This window comes from Deltaproteobacteria bacterium, assembly GCA_035063765.1.
Classification (GTDB): Bacteria; Myxococcota_A; UBA9160; order UBA9160; family PR03; genus CAADGG01.
The window spans coordinates 98,210-114,005 of sequence record JAPSFT010000011.1 but is presented as its reverse complement, the minus strand read 5'-3'; the positions used below and the strand labels follow the sequence as shown (position 1 = coordinate 114,005).

At 75.0% G+C, this 15,796-nt stretch carries 15 protein-coding genes, 1 tRNA gene and 1 pseudogene; 5 read left to right on the top strand and 12 right to left on the bottom strand.

Annotated elements, in window-relative coordinates; translation table 11 throughout:
- Positions 1-1,049 precede the first annotated feature (1,049 nt).
- A tRNA-Ile gene (locus tag OZ948_10750) sits at positions 1,050-1,123 on the bottom strand.
- Between the two features lie 187 nt (positions 1,124-1,310).
- Here OZ948_10750 and OZ948_10745 point away from each other — a divergent pair.
- Positions 1,311-1,637 (top strand): annotated as a pseudogene (locus OZ948_10745) (cupin domain-containing protein).
- Positions 1,623-2,162: an adenylate/guanylate cyclase domain-containing protein gene (locus OZ948_10740; protein MEB2345210.1), complete on the top strand. Its 540-nt coding sequence runs from the start codon at positions 1,623-1,625 to the stop codon at positions 2,160-2,162. Before OZ948_10745 ends, OZ948_10740 begins: the two are co-directional and overlap by 15 nt.
- Here OZ948_10740 and OZ948_10735 read toward each other — a convergent pair.
- A complete protein-coding gene (locus OZ948_10735; protein ID MEB2345209.1) occupies positions 2,159-3,058 on the bottom strand; it encodes a sterol desaturase family protein in 900 nt (299 codons plus the stop codon). The genes OZ948_10740 and OZ948_10735 overlap by 4 nt on opposite strands.
- Positions 3,059-3,085: 27 nt before the next feature.
- Positions 3,086-3,556: a PaaI family thioesterase gene (locus OZ948_10730; GenBank protein MEB2345208.1), complete on the bottom strand. Its 471-nt coding sequence runs from the start codon at positions 3,554-3,556 to the stop codon at positions 3,086-3,088.
- A 69-nt stretch (positions 3,557-3,625) separates the two neighbouring features.
- On the opposite strand from OZ948_10730, the gene OZ948_10725 reads away from it, so the two are divergent.
- Both OZ948_10725 and OZ948_10720 read left to right on the top strand, forming a co-directional pair.
- Positions 3,626-4,177 (top strand): DUF456 domain-containing protein, encoded by a 552-nt coding sequence (locus OZ948_10725; GenBank protein ID MEB2345207.1) that lies wholly within the window; start codon positions 3,626-3,628, stop codon positions 4,175-4,177.
- Positions 4,178-4,295: 118 nt separating this feature from the next.
- Positions 4,296-5,621, top strand: coding sequence for an FAD-dependent oxidoreductase (locus OZ948_10720; GenBank protein MEB2345206.1), 1,326 nt, complete (start codon positions 4,296-4,298; stop codon positions 5,619-5,621).
- Between the two features lie 42 nt (positions 5,622-5,663).
- Here OZ948_10720 and rpoD read toward each other — a convergent pair whose 3' ends face one another.
- The 3 genes from rpoD to rpsU are packed head-to-tail and all read right to left on the bottom strand — an operon-like array spanning position 5,664 to position 9,642.
- Positions 5,664-7,568, bottom strand: coding sequence for an RNA polymerase sigma factor RpoD (gene rpoD, locus OZ948_10715; GenBank protein MEB2345205.1), 1,905 nt, complete (start codon positions 7,566-7,568; stop codon positions 5,664-5,666).
- Between the two features lie 22 nt (positions 7,569-7,590).
- Entirely contained in the window at positions 7,591-9,402 is a 1,812-nt protein-coding gene (gene dnaG, locus OZ948_10710) for a DNA primase (protein ID MEB2345204.1), read from the bottom strand.
- 42 nt (positions 9,403-9,444) lie between these two features.
- Positions 9,445-9,642 carry a 30S ribosomal protein S21 gene (gene rpsU / locus OZ948_10705; GenBank protein MEB2345203.1) on the bottom strand — a complete coding sequence of 66 codons (198 nt, stop codon included), beginning with the start codon at positions 9,640-9,642 and terminating at the stop codon, positions 9,445-9,447.
- A 255-nt stretch (positions 9,643-9,897) separates the two neighbouring features.
- On the opposite strand from rpsU, the gene OZ948_10700 reads away from it, so the two are divergent.
- Positions 9,898-10,920 (top strand): hypothetical protein, encoded by a 1,023-nt coding sequence (locus tag OZ948_10700; protein ID MEB2345202.1) that lies wholly within the window; start codon positions 9,898-9,900, stop codon positions 10,918-10,920.
- On the opposite strand, the gene hisF is transcribed toward OZ948_10700, so the two are convergent.
- The 6 genes from hisF to hisD are packed head-to-tail and all read right to left on the bottom strand — an operon-like array spanning position 10,917 to position 15,796.
- Positions 10,917-11,738, bottom strand: coding sequence for an imidazole glycerol phosphate synthase subunit HisF (gene hisF, locus OZ948_10695; GenBank protein MEB2345201.1), 822 nt, complete (start codon positions 11,736-11,738; stop codon positions 10,917-10,919). The two genes, OZ948_10700 and hisF, sit on opposite strands and share 4 nt — an antisense overlap.
- Positions 11,729-12,499 carry a 1-(5-phosphoribosyl)-5-[(5-phosphoribosylamino)methylideneamino]imidazole-4-carboxamide isomerase gene (hisA, locus tag OZ948_10690; GenBank protein MEB2345200.1) on the bottom strand — a complete coding sequence of 257 codons (771 nt, stop codon included), beginning with the start codon at positions 12,497-12,499 and terminating at the stop codon, positions 11,729-11,731. The genes hisF and hisA overlap by 10 nt, the downstream gene beginning before the upstream one ends.
- 13 nt (positions 12,500-12,512) lie before the next feature.
- Positions 12,513-13,163, bottom strand: a complete 651-nt coding sequence (locus tag OZ948_10685) for a hypothetical protein (GenBank protein MEB2345199.1) — start codon at positions 13,161-13,163, stop codon at positions 12,513-12,515.
- Positions 13,160-13,822, bottom strand: a complete 663-nt coding sequence (gene hisH / locus OZ948_10680; protein ID MEB2345198.1) for an imidazole glycerol phosphate synthase subunit HisH — start codon at positions 13,820-13,822, stop codon at positions 13,160-13,162. Before hisH ends, OZ948_10685 begins: the two co-directional genes overlap by 4 nt.
- A gap of 4 nt (positions 13,823-13,826) precedes the next feature.
- Positions 13,827-14,420, bottom strand: coding sequence for an imidazoleglycerol-phosphate dehydratase HisB (hisB, locus tag OZ948_10675; protein ID MEB2345197.1), 594 nt, complete (start codon positions 14,418-14,420; stop codon positions 13,827-13,829).
- Positions 14,417-15,796: a histidinol dehydrogenase gene (gene hisD / locus OZ948_10670; GenBank protein MEB2345196.1), complete on the bottom strand. Its 1,380-nt coding sequence runs from the start codon at positions 15,794-15,796 to the stop codon at positions 14,417-14,419. The genes hisB and hisD overlap by 4 nt, the downstream gene beginning before the upstream one ends.

Here is a 15,796-nt window from a genome sequence, read left to right as displayed (position 1 = left end):
CAGCGGTTGCTCGACCGGATCCGCGACGAGGTCGCCGAGGGGGTGTCGGTCGAGGTGGTGCTGGCGCGCTACCAGCCGACCGGCTCACCGACCAACCTCGTGCCGACCTGGCTCGCGCGCTGGCTCGAGCTGCGCCGCCGCGAGATGGCTGCCGGCTCGCTTTCACCGAACTTCGTGCGGGAGCTCGAGCGGCTTGCGGCTCCCGGCGGGCACTTCTCGTTCTTCGACCGCATCTCGATCTACGAGGTGACCTACGGGACACTTGAGGACTGGAGCCTCTGGCTCGCGGACCGCAAGCAGAGCCCGAAGTCGCGGCGGAACTTCCTCGGCTACATGCGCTCGTTCCTGCGCTGGCTGGAGCTGCGCGGCGAGATTCCGAAGGCGCCACGCGTGCCGCCCGTGCGCGTCGAGGAGCACGAGCCGCGGATCCTCTCGATCACGGATCAGGACGCGGCGGTGGCGCACATCCCGGACGCGGATCGCGGGATCTTCCTCGCGCTCGCGCATCTCGGGCTGCGGCCCGGCGAGGCGCGGGCGCTCACGGTCGCGGACTACCGGGACGGCTGGCTCTTCGTCGACAAGGCCGCCGAGTCGAAGTCCGTCGGCGCCGAGATCCGCGGCACGAAAACCGGAAAGCCGAAACGGCTGCCGGTCAGCCGGGAGCTCGCCGGTTGGATCGATCGGCACGTCGACCCGGCGGGCCGCTTCTCTAGAAAGCCCCTATTCCCCAACCCACGCACCGGCCGGATGTGGCCGCACAAGGCGCTCCAGCGCGTCTGGGCCGCAGCGCTGGAGGCAGCCGACCTCCCGCACGTCTCGCTCTACGAAGGCACGAAGCACACGATGGCGACCGACGCGATCCGCCGCGGCGTTCCGGAGCGGCACCTGCAGCGCTTCCTCGGCCACGCGTCGATCCAGTCGACGCGCCGCTACGCGCGTCTCGCCGACAATGCACTCGTCGAGGTGCTTCGACCGCCGAAGCCGGGTTGGCGACAACCTGGCGACAAGGGTCCGAGGATTGAACTCAAGAAACTACGCGGTGTTACGGGTGGGCCCTCCTGGATTCGAACCAGGGACGACACCGGTTATGAGCCGGGTGCTCTGACCGCTGAGCTAAGGGCCCGTGGTGGGCGACGGTAGCGGACGGTGCGGGGGCGGAGGATCGCGCGCGGGGGGCGGCGGATCGCGCGCGGGGGGGGGCGGCGGGCGCGGGCGCGCCGCTCCGGGGCATCGCTCGCGGGCCGGCGGGGCTATTGGCGCTTCCGTGGGGGGGTGGTGGCGGGAGGGGCCGTGCGCGGCACCATCGGCGCATGCCGCGGCTCCAGCGCAAGGACCTTCGGGTGCCGGACGAGGTGCGCCGGTTTCCGAACGGGCGGATCGACGTCGTGAACCTGGACGAGACGGCGTTCTGCCGCTTCGTCTTCGAGCCGGGCTGGCGGTGGTCGAAGGACGTGGCGCCGATCGCGGGGACGGCGTCGTGCCAGTACCGGCACGTCGGCTACACGATCTCGGGAACGCTCGAGGTCCGGATGGACGACGGCACGCGGATGACGATCGGGCCGGGCGATGCCTACGAGATCCCGCCCGGGCACGACGGCTGGGTGGCCGGCGACGAGCCCTGGGTGTCGGTGGAGTTCACGAGCGGGCATGCCTTCGGGCGTTCGGCGGAGGAGCTCGGCGAGCGCGTGCTCGCGACGATCCTGTTCGCGGACATCGTCGACTCGACGGCCGCGGTGGAGCGCCTGGGCGATGCGGCGTGGGCGGAGCTGCTGCTCGCGCACAACGAGACGGTGCGGGTGCTGGTGGACCGCCATCGCGGGCGCGAGATGATGACGCTCGGCGACGGCTTCCTCGCGCTCTTCGACGGCGCGGCCCGCGCGGTGCGGGCGGCCGCGGCGATCGCGCCGGCGATCGCGCCCTTCGGGCTGCGCGTGCGCTGCGGGGTCCACACCGGCGAGGTGGAGATCGTGGGCGGGCAGGCGCGCGGCGTCACGGTGCACGCGGCGGCGCGCGTCGCCGCGCTCGCCGCGGCCGACGAGGTCCTGGTGTCGGGAACGACGCGGGACCTGCTCGACGGCTCGGGGCTCGACTTCGAGCCGCGCGGCGAGCACGTCCTGAAGGGGCTCAGTACGCCGCGGCCGCTCTTCGCGCTCCGCCGCTAGCTGCGGCCCTCGCCGGCCGCGAGCGCGAGCCGCGCGCGGAGCTGGCTCGCCGTGAGGCTCGACCCGTCCGGGCTCCAGCCGGGCGGCGCCAGCAGGAACCCGAGCCGCGCGCGCCAGCCGTCCGCGCGTGCCACCGCGCGCAGCATCGCCGCCCACTCGTGGAAGGCGATCCGCAGCGGGTTCCAGGTGTGGATATCCTTCGTGAGCCCGTAGCGCACGCGCGCGCGCTCGGGCTCGAAGGTGCCGAAGAGGCGGTCCCAGACGATCAGGATGCCGGCGTGGTTGCGGTCCAGGTACTCGACGTTGGCGCCGTGGTGGACGCGGTGGTGCGAGGGCGTGTTGAAGATCACCTCGAACCAGCGGGGTAGCCGGCCGATCAGCTCGGTGTGGATCCAGAACTGGTAGATCAGGCTGATCGAGACCTGGGTCAGCACCAGCAAAGGATGGAAGCCGGCCAGCGGCAGCCACCAGTAGAAGAGCGGCGCCGTGAACGGCGTGGTGTAGGACTGGCGCAGCGCGGTCGAGTAGTTGAAGTAGCGGCTCGAGTGGTGGTTCTCGTGCGCGGCCCACAGCAGGCGCACCTCGTGCGAGGCGCGGTGCCACCAGTAGTAGGTGAAGTCCTCGGCGAAGAAGAGCAGCACCCAGGCGCGCGGGCCGGTGCCGATCTCGAGGAGCCGGTGCTGGTAGAGCCAGAAGTAGAGCGCGAAGGTGGTGCCGCCGGCCGCGGCGCCGATCAGCACGTTGCCGACGCCCATCGCGAGGCTCGACCAGGTGTCGGCCGGGCGCTCGCCGCACACGTCGCGGCCCGCGCGGCGCGCGCGGCGCGCGCAGGCAAGCTCGAGCACGAGCAGCGCCAGGAAGACCGGGAACGCGTAGTAGACCAGAGGATGATCCACGGGAGCGCCCTGATGGACCTCGCTCGCCTACGCCTCGCTGCTCGGCGCCAGACGGCGCCTCGCCGCGGGAAGCTCCGAGAGGACGTGGAAGCGGACCTGCCCGCGCGCCACGAGCTTGGCGTCGCGCTCGCGGCGGATCTCGACCTGCCAGAGCGCCATCGAGCGCCCGCTGTGGATCGGGTGGCCCTCGGCGAGGAGGGGGCCCTGCTCGGCCGTGTGCGAGCGCAGGAAGTCGGTGGCGTTGGCGACGCCGACGACGCCCGCGACGCCGGCCTTCATCGCCGCGGTGCCGGCACCGACGCTCGCCACGCCCTCGACGATCGAGCAGTACACGCCGCCGTGCACGATCCCGTAGGGCTGGTGGTGGCGGGGCGTGATCTCGACGCGCGCCCGCACGCGCTCGGGTGTCACCTCGAGGAACTCCTGGCCCACCTGCTCGCCCCAGCCGTCGGGCCCGATGCTCCGGCGGGCGCCCGCGCCCTGCTCCGCTCCGCTCATGCCGTCCTCCCGGGTTCGCGCGCCCGTGCGGAGTAGCGCCGGGCGCCGGTCCGTACCACCCTCGCGGCCATGGACTGGCTCGGCTGGGGCCTCGCGGCCCTCTTCGCGCTCCTCGGGCTCGGCTGCCTGCTGCTCGTGGTGCTGGGCCTCCCGGGCGTCTGGCTGCTGCTCGGGATCGCCCTCGGGCTCGAGCTCGCCGACGCGCCGCTCGCGCCGGGTGCGGGCGAGGTCGTGACCTTCGGCTGGGGGCTCCTCGCGGCCTGCGCGGGGCTCGCGCTCCTCGGCGAGGGGATCGAGGCGCTGGCGGGCGCCGCCGGCACGAAGCTCGGCGGGGGCACCCGGCGCGGGATGGTGGGGGCCTTCCTGGGCGGCATCGTGGGCGCGATCGTGCTGACACCGGTCCTGCCGATCCCGGTCCTGGGGACGCTCGCCGGTGCGATGATCGGCGCCTTCCTCGGCGCGTTCGTGGGCGAGGCGACGGGGCCCGAGGCGCACACCCGCGAGCGCAACCTGCGCGCCGCCTTCGGCGCCGCGGTGGGCAAGCTCGGGGGCACGATCGCGAAGCTCGCGATCGGCTGCGTCGTCTGGCTGCTCCTCGTGCGGGCGGCGCTGCCCGGCTAGCGCCGCGCGCGCGCCGCGCCGCGCCTCGCCGGCCGCGCTCCCACGCGCTCCGCCGCGCCGCGCGCGCCCCGCCGCGCGCGGTTGATGGCCCGGGCGGCGAGTGCCAATCTCCGCCGCCATGCCCGCCGCCCCCGCCTCCTCCGAAGCGCCCCTGGCCGGCCGCGCGATCGCGGTGATCGGCGCGGCGACGGCCGGCGCCGAGGTCGCGGGGCGGCTGGCCGAGGCGGGCGCGCGCGTCGTCGTCTTCGAGCAGAACCGCAGGCCCTACGGAAAGATCGAGGACGGGCTCCCGCGCTGGCACACCGAGCTGCGCAGGAAGGAGTACCGGACGATCGACGCCAAGCTCGCGCATCCGGGCGTCGCCTTCGTGCCCGACACGGGCGTGGGGCGCGACGTCGCCTTCGAGGCGCTGACCCGCGAGTGGGGCTTCCACGCGGTGGTGCTCGCGAACGGCGCCTGGCGCGACCGGCCGCTCCCGATCGAGGGCGCCGAGACGTACGTGGGCCGCGGCCTCGTCTACCAGAACCCCTTCGTCATCTGGTTCAACCACGCGGGCGAGAAGGACTGGCAGGGGCCCGTCTTCGAGCCGGCCGACGACGTGCTGGTGGTGGGCGGCGGGCTCGCCTCGATCGACGTCGCCAAGGTGCTGATGCTCGAGACCACGCGCGCGAAGCTCCGCGAGCGCGGCATCGAGGCCTCGCTCCTCGAGCTCGAGGTGAAGGGCATCCCGAAGGTGCTCGAGCGCCACGGCCTCGCCTGGGAGGAGCTGGGCCTCGCCGGCTGCACGCTCTTCTACCGCCGCCGCCTCGAGGACATGCCGCTCGTCGAGATGCCCGAGGACGCGACCCCCGATCGCGCCGCGAAGGTCGGGGGCGCGCGCCGCAAGCTCCTCGAGAAGGCGATCGAGAAGTACCGCTTCCGGGTCGAGCCGCTCGCGGCGCCCGACGGCCTCGTGGTCGAGGACGGGCGCCTGGTCGGCCTGCGCTTCCGGCGCACGAAGCTCGCGGACGGCCGGCTCGTCGCGACGGGCGAGACCTTCGAGCGCCGCGGCGCCTACGTGATCTCGTCGATCGGGAGCATCCCCGAGCCGATCCCGGGGATCCCCACCCGGGGCGAGCTCTTCGCCTTCGACGACGCGAGCCTCGGCCGCTTCGCCGCCCACCCGACGGTCTTCTCGGCAGGCAACGTCGTCACCGGCAAGGGCAACATCGTGGCCTCGCGCAAGCACGCGACCCACGTGGCCCGGCACGTGCACGACGCGCTGCGCGCCGGCGCCCGCGAGCTCGCGGGGAGCGTGGCCGACGCCGTCGCGGCGCTGCCGCCGCACGACGCCGCTGCCGCGGCCGCGCTCGAGGCCCGCGTGCGCGCGCGCCAGGAGGCCGTCGGCTACCCGGCCGACTACCCGACCTGGATCGCCCGCGTCACCCCGCCCGACCTCGAGTAGCGCGGCGCGCGGCGCCGCCGGCTCCGGCGCGGCCGCGCTCCGTCAGCTCTCCACGAAGGACTTGAGCAGCTTGCTGCGGCTCGGGTGGCGGAGCTTGCGCAGCGCCTTGGCCTCGATCTGGCGGATCCGCTCGCGCGTCACGTCGAAGTCCTGGCCCACCTCCTCGAGGGTGTGGTTCGCGCGCTCGCCGATCCCGAAGCGCATCTTCAGCACCTTCTCCTCGCGCGGCGCGAGCGTCGAGAGGACGCGCTGGGTCTGGACCTGGAGGTCGCCGTGGATCACGGCCTCCTGCGGGTTCGGGGTGCCCTGGTCCGCGATGAAGTCGCCGAGGTGGCTGTCCTCCTCCTCGCCGACCGGGGTCTCGAGGCTGATCGGCTCCTTCGCGATCTTGAGGACCATGCGCACCTTGTCGAGCGGCATCTCCATCCGCTCGGCCAGCTCCTCGGGCGTGGGCTCGCGGCCGAGCACCTGGACCAGGTAGCGGGTCGTGCGCACGAGCTTGTTGATCGTCTCGATCATGTGCACGGGGATGCGGATCGTGCGCGCCTGGTCGGCGATCGCGCGGGTGATGGCCTGGCGGATCCACCAGGTGGCGTAGGTCGAGAACTTGTAGCCGCGCCGCCACTCGAACTTCTCGACCGCCTTCATGAGGCCGATGTTGCCCTCCTGGATCAGGTCCAGGAACTGGAGGCCGCGGTTCGTGTACTTCTTCGCGATCGACACCACGAGGCGCAGGTTGGCCTCGATCAGCTCGCACTTGGCCTGGTGCGTGCGGCCCTCCGCCTCGGCCAGCGCGTCGAGCGCCGCGCGCACGTCGTCGCGGCTCATGCGCGCCTGGGTCTCCCGGCGCGCGGTCTCCTCCTCGATGCGCAGGAGCTGCTGGGCGGCGGCGGCCACGCGCTCCGCGTCGGCGCCGAGGCGCAGGAGCGCCTCGCGCCCGCGGCGGCTGCGGCGGGTGGCGAGGAGCGCGAGCTCGCGGAACTCCTCGGGCGGCATCCCGAAGGGGCGCGTCACGCAGAAGCTGGCGGTCTCGAAGCGCTCGAACTCCTCGCCGAGCGCGCGCAGCCCCGCCTGGATCTCGCCCACGCGCCCGGCCGCGAAGCGCGCCGCGGCGAGCAGCGCCGCCGCCTGGTCGAAGAGGCCCGCGATCTCGCCGCGCAGGCGCGCGCGCGCGGTCTGGCCCGTGCGCGGGTTCGCCATCGTGCCGAGCCGGCGCGTCACCTCGCCGTCGATGCGGCGTAGCTGGCTCATGCAGCGCAGGAGCTCGCGGCGGCGCTCCTCGAGGCCGTCGTCGCCGGGCTCGGGGAGCGCCGCGGGCGCAGCCGCCGCCGGGCGCTCGCCGTCCTCGCCGGCCTCGCCCTCGTCGGCGTCGGCCTCCTCGCCCTCGTCGGTCTCGAGCTCGAGGCCGTCGACCAGGTCCGCGAGCGCCAGCCGGCCCTTGCGCAGCTCGTCGCCGAGGCGCAGCACCTCGGCGAGCCCGTAGGGCGAGGCCACGACGGCGCGGAGCTGCGCCTCGATCCCGGCCTCGATGCGCTGCGCGATCTCCACCTCGCCCTCGCGCGTGAGGAGCGAGACCTGGCCCATCTCGCGCAGGTACACGCGCACGGGATCGTTGCTCGGGGCCTCCTCGTCGCCCAGGCGGCGGGCGCCGAAGCCCCGGCCCCGCACGCGCGGGCGCCCTTCTTCGCGCAGCGCGAGGTCGTGCTCGCCGAAGACCTCGAAGACCTCCTCGATCTGGGTGCGCGAGGCCGGCTCGGGGAGCGCGTCGCTCACCTCGTCGCTCGTGACGAAGCCCTTGCGCCGCGACTCGTCGAGCAGGCGGCCGATCGCCTCGTCCGTACCGGAGGCCGTGTCGGCCGCGCCGGACTCCACACTCGTCAGCGTCGGGTCGGTGATCCGCCGGCGGGACGGGGCGGAGCGGCCGGGGGCGCGCGGCGAGCTGGACATCGGAGGGCTCCTCGTTGGCGCATCAGGCTCTCAGGGCACGCGGGGGGCGGGGGTCCTGCGTGCGGCGCTTCAACTCCTGGATTCGCTGCTTCTCCGCGAGGATGGTCTCTTGCTCGGCCAGGGAGGTCGCCTGCCGGAGTCGCCGGGTGAGCTCGCGCTCCTGCTCGGCGAGGCGACGCTGGCGGAGTCTCTGGAGCGTATCGCTCATCCCCGATCCCGCCGACTCCGGGCTCTCGGCAGGGAGCGCCTCGACGGCCACCGCGCGCAGCGCCGCGGCGGCCTCGCCGCCGAGCGTCTCGGCGAGCGCCGCGACGTCGGCGCCGGCGTGATCGGCGAGCGTGTCGGCGAGCGCCGGGAGCACGCGGTCCCAGGGTGCGGGGACGAGGCTCGCGAGCTCGTCGGGGTCGATCGTGCCCGCGAGCGCCGGGAAGTGGACCAGGTACCCGGCCAGGCTGCGCGCCCAGCGCGCCTCGGTGCTCTCGACACGCGGCCCGGATCGGGTCCGCTCCGAGATGGCATCCGGGTCGTCGGACCCCGTGCGCCCGGGGCGCGCGCGGCGTAGCGCGGCCTCGACCTCGGCGGCCGGCACGCCGGCCGCGAAGGAGAGCTGGCGCGCGGTCTCGCCGCGCTCGACCGGGTCCGGGACGAGCGCGAGGAGCGGCACCACGGCGGCCACGGCGTCGGCCTTCTCCCAGGGGGTCGCGCAGCCGCGCTCGACGGCGCGCCGGATCACGCCGTCGAGCGCCGGCGCCGCGCGGCCGACGAGCTCGCGCAGGGCCTCGGCGCCGTGGCGCTCGAGATAGGTGTCGGGGTCGTCGCCCGCCGGCAGCTCGGCCGCGCGCACGCGCAGGCCCTCGGGCAGGAGGAGTGCGAGCGAGCGCTCGACGGCGCGCTGGCCCGCGGCGTCGCCGTCGAAGAGCAGCACGACCTCTTGCGTGCGGCGGCGGAGCTGGCGCGCGTGGTCCTCGGTGAGGGCGGTGCCGCAGGTGGCGAGCGCCTCCTCCAGGCCGGCGCGCGCGAGCGCGATGCGGTCGAAGTAGCCCTCGACGACGACGGCGCGGCCCGCGCGGCGGATCGCCTCGAGCGCGTCGGGCATGCCGTAGAAGGCCTCGCGCTTGCTGAAGAGCGGGCTCTCGGGCGTGTTCAGGTACTTCGGGTCCGGCGCGCGGCCCTGGGCGTCGGGCAGCGCGCGGCCGCCGAAGGCGACCGGGTCGCCGCGCACGTCGCGGATCGGGAAGACGACGCGCCCGCGCAGGCGGTCGTAGTGCCCGCGCTGGCCCTCGCCGACGAGGCCCGCCTGGAGCGCCGCGGCGACGGGGACGCGGGCGGCCGCGAGCGCCCGCACGAGCGCCTCCCAGCGGTCGGGCGCGAAGCCGATCGCGAAGCGCGCGCAGGCCTCGGCGTCGAAGCCGCGCCCGGCGAGGTAGGCGCGCGCGGCGGCCCCCTCGGCGCTCTGCAACGACGCGCGGTAGAAGCGCTCGGCCACGGCGCAGGCCTCGCGCAGGCGGCGCCCCACCCCCTGCTCGGCGCCGGCGTGCTCCTCGGGCACCTCGATCCCGCACTCGCGCCCGAGCGCGCGCACGGCCTCCGGGAAGGTCAGGTTGTCGTGGCGCATCAGGAACGCGAACGCGTTCCCGCCCGCGTTGCAGCCGAAGCAGTGGAAGATCCCGAGCTGCGGGTTGACGTGGAAGGAGGGGGTCTTCTCGTGATGGAAGGGGCACAGGCCCTTGAAGCTGCGGCCGGCCTGGCGCAGCGACACGGAGCGGCCCACGAGATCGACGATGTCGACGCGATTGCGGATCGCTTCGATCGTCTCCTCGGGGATCCGTCCCACGCCGCCTCCGTCGCCGCCCGGCCGGCGCGGCCCGGGTGCGCGCTAGCGCACCATCTTGCGGAGCTTCTTGAGGGCGCGCTTGCGCGCCGCGGCCGCCTTCTTCTTCTTGCGCACGCTCGGCTTGTCGTAGGCCTCGCGGCGGCGCAGCTCCGTCAGGATGCCGGCCTTCTCGACCTGCTTCTTGAAGCGGCGCATGGCCGCCTCGAAGGACTCGTTCTCCTTGACCTTGACGACCGGCAAGAAGGCTCTCCGTCTCCGTAGGGGGTGAGTGGCGCGGGCCGCGGGCGGCGTGTCAGCCCGGGGGCTGGCGGAGGACGCCCGCAAGGGATCCGACGTGCGCAGGAGACGCCGGCCGGGCCCCGCCCGCCCAGGCCTTCCGGCGCGAAGGGGGACCGTAACGAAGCGCCCCGGGGCGGGCTAGCCCGTCCGCGGGAGCCCTGCCGGGGGCTCACCGCCCTCTGATATGGTGCTGCGCGACGCTGAAGGAGGAGGCGGGTGCCCTCCATCCACCGACGCGCGGTCGCCTCGACCCTCGCCCCTGTGGGCCTCGCCGCGATCCTGGTCGCGGCGCCCGATCCGGCCCGCGCCTTCGCGGTCCTGAACGCCGGCTCGCCGTCGGACCTGAGCACGCCCGTGGAGCAGGTGCTCGGGGAAGCGCCCCGCTGGAGCGCCGACGCGCGCGTGGCCCGCAGCCTCCGGAATGGCATCGAGGTGTTCGTGCACCCGGACTTCGAGGAGGACCTGGGCGCCGCCGATCCGTCCGAGGTCGAGGTGGCCCGGGAGGCCGTCCGGATCGCCTTCGCGGCCTGGGAGAACCCCGCCCTGCACTTCCGGATCACCTTCGATTCCCCCGGCACGATCGCGGGCCCGTCTGCCGGCGGCGAGATCGACGTGTTCACGCGCTCCGCGAGCGAGGATCCGTTCCTGTCCTCGCCCACCACCTTCGGCTTCGGAGACGTCTCCGAGCAGTACCTCCCCGCGCGCCTGCTGCCGAACGGCCAGCTTGCGGACGGGGTTGTCATCACGGGCGGCGAGGTGGCGCTCAACGCCACCCTGCTGCGCCAGACCCAGGCCGACCTCGGCATCAGCATCGAGGTGGCCGCCTGGGCGCTGACGCGCCTGCTGATGCACGAGATCGGTCACACGCTCGGCTTCGCGCATCCCAACGAGGCCCGCAACTTCGACACCGACCTCGATCCCGACACCGGTGCCCTCGTCGACCCGCTCGACCCGTTCGCCGGGATCCTCGACTCCCCGAATTTCCTCCAGAGCGGGATCATGTCGAACGATCCCTGCGGCGGACCGTTCGCGACCACCGACTACTGCCTGGCCCTGCTGTTCCAGGAGCTTCAGCCCGACGATCGGCTCGGGCGCGACGTCCTCTACGCGGCGCCGGAGCCGGGGTCGGTGTGGATGCGCCTGCACGCCGTGCTCGCCCTGCTCGGGCTCGCCGCCCGCCGCCACCAGCGAGCCGCGCACACGCCGCCGAGCGCGACGCGACCGAGCGCGCCCCGCTAGGCCGCCGGGGGGCGGACGGGGATGCCGAGCGCGAGGAGGCGGCGCTTCACGTCGCCGACCGTGGTCTGGCGGAAGTGGAAGATCGAGGCCGCGAGGGCGGCCTGGGCGTGGCCGCCGGCGGGGCCGTCGTCGAGGGCCGAGGCCAGGTCCTCGGCGCTCCCGCCGCCGCCCGAGGCGATCACGGGGATCGGGACGGCGTCGGCGACGGCGCGCACGAGGGCGAGGTCGTAGCCGCTGCGGGTGCCGTCCTGGTCCATGCTGGTGAGCAGGATCTCGCCGGCGCCGGCCGCGGCCATGCGCTGCGCCCAGGCGACGGCGTCGAGGCCGGTCGGGCGGCGCCCGCCGTGCGTGAAGACCTCCCAGCGCCCGGCGCCCGCCGGCGCGTCCGCGCCGGCCGCGGGCGCACGGCCCGGCCCGACGGCCTTGCAGTCGATCGCGACCACCAGGTTCGCGCTCCCGATCTTGACGGCGGCCTCGCCGACGAGGTCCGGGTTCTCGACGGCGGCGGTCATGATCGAGACCTTGTCGGCGCCCGCGTTGAGGAGGTCGCGGATGTCCTCGAGCCGGCGCACGCCGCCGCCCACCGTGAGCGGCATGAAGACGGTCTCCGCCGTGCGCGCCACCACGTCGAGCAGGATCCGGCGCCGCTCGTGGCTCGCCGTGATGTCGAGGAAGGTGATCTCGTCGGCCTCCTGCTCGTCGTAGAGGCGCGCCACCTCGACCGGGTCGCCGGCGTCCACGTGGTCCACGTACTGGACGCCCTTCACGACGCGCCCGCGGTCCACGTCGAGGCAGGGGATGATGCGCTTCAGGAGCACGGGTGCGGGTCCGGAGGGTGCACGCCGGTGAGCGCGAGCGCGGCGGCCAGGTCCACCGCGCCGGTGTAGAGCGCGCGGCCGACGATCACGCCGGCGACGCCGTCCCGGGCGCGCGCCGCGGCGGCGCGCACGTGCGCGAGCGAGCCCACGCCTCCCGAGGCGATCACCGGGATCGCGACGGCGGCGGCGAGCGCGGCGGCGCCGTCGAGGTCGGGGCCGCTGCCCATGCCGTCGCGGGCGATGTCGGTGTAGACGAGCGCGGCGACGCCCGCGTCCTCGAAGAGGCGCCCCACCTCGAGGGCGGTGGTCTCGCTGGTCTCGAGCCAGCCCGCCACCGCGACGCGGCCCGCGCGCGCGTCGAGCCCCACGGCGACGCGGCCCGGAAAGCGCGCGGCGGCCTCGCGCACGAGCGCGGGGTCGCGCAGCGCGGCGGTGCCGAGGATCGCGCGCTCGACGCCGGCGGCGAGCGCCGCCTCCACCGCGGCGAGCGAGCGCAGGCCGCCGCCGAGCTGGACCGGGACGCCGGCCGCGCGCGCCGCGCGCAGGATCGCCGCCAGCGCGGCGCCGTTGTGCTGCTCCCCGCTGCGGGCGCCGTCGAGGTCGACGACGTGGACCCGGCGCGCGCCGGCCGCGCAGAAGCCGGCCGCCACCGCGCCGGGGTCGTCGCCATACACCGTCGCGCGCCCGTAGTCGCCCTGCGCGAGGCGCACGCAGCGCCCGCCGAGGAGGTCGATCGCGGGGATCAGCTCGAAGGGGGCCATCGCTCCTCGGGCGCTAGGGCGAGGCCGCCACCGGCGCGCTCGCGATCGGCACCTGGTTCACGACGAGCCCGGCGCCCCAGCGCGCGAACTCCTCGGCGCTGAGCCAGCGCGTGCCGCCGCCCGGGTACTGCGGCGCCTTCAGCACGTTCTCGGTGAGCGCCACCTGGGTCTGGTCGAAGGCGCCCACCCAGAGCAGCTGGCCGGCGGGCGCCGAGACGATGCGCACCTCGAAGCCGACGCTGGCCGCGTGGGTCGAGCCCATCGCCTCGCCCGAGCGGTCGCGGAAGCGGTGGACGCTGCCGAGCGCCACGGCGTCGGCGCCGAACTTCGCGTGCGCCGCGGCCGCCACCGCGCGGGCGTCGGGCGCCTCGCCCGGCGCGATCGGGAGGGCGAGCGCGCTCGCCACGTCGGAGGGCGGCACGACGTCCACGCCGCGGCCCTCGAAGGCCGACGCGACGTAGCCGCCGACGAGCGGCGCGGCGTCGTCGGGGAGCCGGGGCCCGCCGGGCCGCTCGACGGCGCGGAAGGGCGCCACCGCGAGCCGGGTGATCGGGATCGGCTCGTTGCTCGCCTGGCGCACCTGCACGAAGCGGGTCTCGTCGGCGCAGGCGACGAGGGCCGCCGCGGCGGCGGACGACACGACGAGGCGTCGCAGTGCGCTCATCGGGCGCCCTCCACCCAGCGGGCGAAGGCGTCGAGCAGGCGCCGCCCGGCGGCCTGGCTCTTCTCGGGATGGAACTGCACGGCGAAGATCCTCTCGCTCGCCACGGCCGCCGCGAACGGGCTTCCGTAGTCGGTCCAGCCCACCACCGTGTCCGCGTCCGCGGGCAGCGCATGGTAGGAGTGCACGAAGTAGTAGTGGTCGCGGAGCGGAAGCGCCGCCAGCATCGGGTGGTCGGCAGGCCCGCGGCGGACCCAGCGCACCTCGTTCCAGCCGATGTGGGGGACGAGCAGCCGCTCGCCGCTGGCGCCGCGCTCGGGAAAGCGCACGACGCGCCCGCGCAGGAGGCCCAGGCCCGGCGTGCGGCCGTGCTCCTCGGCCTCCTCGAAGAGGAACTGGAGGCCCAGGCACAGGCCGAGATAGGGCCGCCCGGCGCCGATCGCCGCGCGCACGGCGTCGTCGAGGTGCTTGGCGGCGAGCTGCGCGCGGGCGTCGCGGAAGGCGCCCACCCCGGGCAGCACGAGCCCGTCGGCGCGCGCGACGGCGGCGGCGTCGCTGGTCACGTCGGCGGCGAGGCCCGAGCGCTCGAGCGCCTTGGCGACGCTGCGCAGGTTGCCGGCGCCGTAGTCGAGCAGCGCGATCCGGGGGGCGGCGGCGGGCACGGCGCTAGAGGACCCCCTTCACCGAGGGCACGCCCGCCGTGCGCGGGTCGCGCTCGACGGCCGCGCGCAGCGCCCGGGCCAGGCCCTTGAAGATCGCCTCCACCGCGTGGTGGGGGCTCCGCCCGTAGCGGAGCTCCACGTGCAGGTCGAGCCCGGCGTTCTGCGCGAGCGCCTGCACGAAGTCCTCGACGAGCGCCACGTCGAAGGCGCCGACCCGGTCGTTGGCGAGCTCGACCCGGTACACCAGGTAGGGGCGGTTCGAGACGTCCACGGCGACGTCGGCGCGCGCCTCCGCCATCGGCAGCACGAAGAAGCCGTAGCGGCGGATGCCGGCGGCGTCGCCGAGCGCCTGGCGGAGCGCCTGGCCGAGCGCGATGCCGACGTCCTCGACCGTGTGGTGGAGGTCCACCGACAGGTCGCCGCTCGCGCGCAGGCGCAGGTCGAAGGCGGCGTGCTTCGCGAAGGACTCGAGCATGTGGTCGAAGAACGCGATGCCCGTCGCGATCTCGTACTGGCCGCTGCCGTCGAGGTTCAGCTCGAGCTGGATGTCGGTCTCGCGCGTCTTGCGCGCGAGCGTCGCCTTGCGTTCGTCCGTCACAGGATGTCCCCCTCCGCCTCGCGGGCGGCTTCGCGCTCGCGCCGCTCGCGCCGGATCTTGGCCAGCCGCAGGTCCACCGAGCGCGCGTGGCCCGGGAGCCCCTCGAGCTCCGCCAGCCGGATCAGGTCGAGCCCGAGCTCGCGCAGCTTGGGCGGCTCGAAGCGCACGAAGCTCGAGCGCTTCAGGAAGTCCTCGACGCCGAGCGGGGAGAAGAAGCGCGCGGTGCCGCCGGTCGGCAGCACGTGGTTCGGCCCGGCCAGGTAGTCGCCCGCCGCCACCGGCGTGTAGTGGCCGAGGAAGACCGCGCCGGCGTTGGTCACCTTCTTGAGCGCGACCTCCGGCTTGTCCACCGCCAGCACCAGGTGCTCGGGGGCGTAGCGGTTGGCGAGCTCGATCGCCTCGTCGAGGTCCCGGGTCACGACGACGGCGCCGCGCTTCGCGAGCGACTCGCGGATCACGGCGGCGCGCGCGAGCTCCGCCGCCTGCTTCGCGACGAGCTCCTGGACCTTCGCCGCCAGCGCCTTCGCGGGCGTGATCAGGATCGCCTGGGCCTGCTCGTCGTGCTCGGCCTGGGAGACCAGGTCCGCCGCCACCCAGGCGGCGGTCGCCGTGCGGTCGGCCACCACCACCACCTCGGTGGGCCCCGCCTCGGCGTCGATCCCGACCTCGCCGAAGACGAGGCGCTTGGCCGCCGCCACCCACTGGTTGCCGGGCCCGACCACCTTGTCGACGCGCGGCACGGACTCCGTCCCGTAGGCGAAGGCCGCCACCGCGTGCGCGCCGCCCATCTTGAAGACGCGGTGGACGCCGGCCAGGCGCGCCGCCATCAGCACCTCGGGACGCAGGCTGCCGTCGGGGCGCGGCGGGGTGGCGACACAGATCTCGGGCACCTCCACCACCGAGGCCGGCACCGCGTTCATGATCACCGACGAGGGATACGAGGCCTTGCCGCCCGGCACGTAGAGGCCCACGCGCGCGAGCGGGCGCACGCGCACGCCCATGTAGGCGCCGCCCTCCTCGCGCATCTCCCAGCTCGAGGGCACCCGCTTGCGGTGGAACTCGCGCACGCGCATGGCGGCCTTGCCGAGCGCGGCGCGGTCGGCGGGGTCCACGCGGGCCACGGCCTCGTCCCACTCCGCCTTGGTGACCTCGACGGCGTCGAGCTTCGCGCCGTCGAACTTGCGCACGCAGGCCACGAGCTCGTCGTCGCCGCCCTCGCGCACGCGCTCGAGGATCCGGCGCGCCGCCTTCTCGACGTCCTCGCGGCCGGCCTCGCGCCGGCGCACCAGCTCGTCGAAGGCGCGCGCGAAGCCGGCCTCGCCGCTCGCGAGCGCGCGCAGCGCCGCCTTGCCCCCCGATCGGGTCCTCGCCGCCAT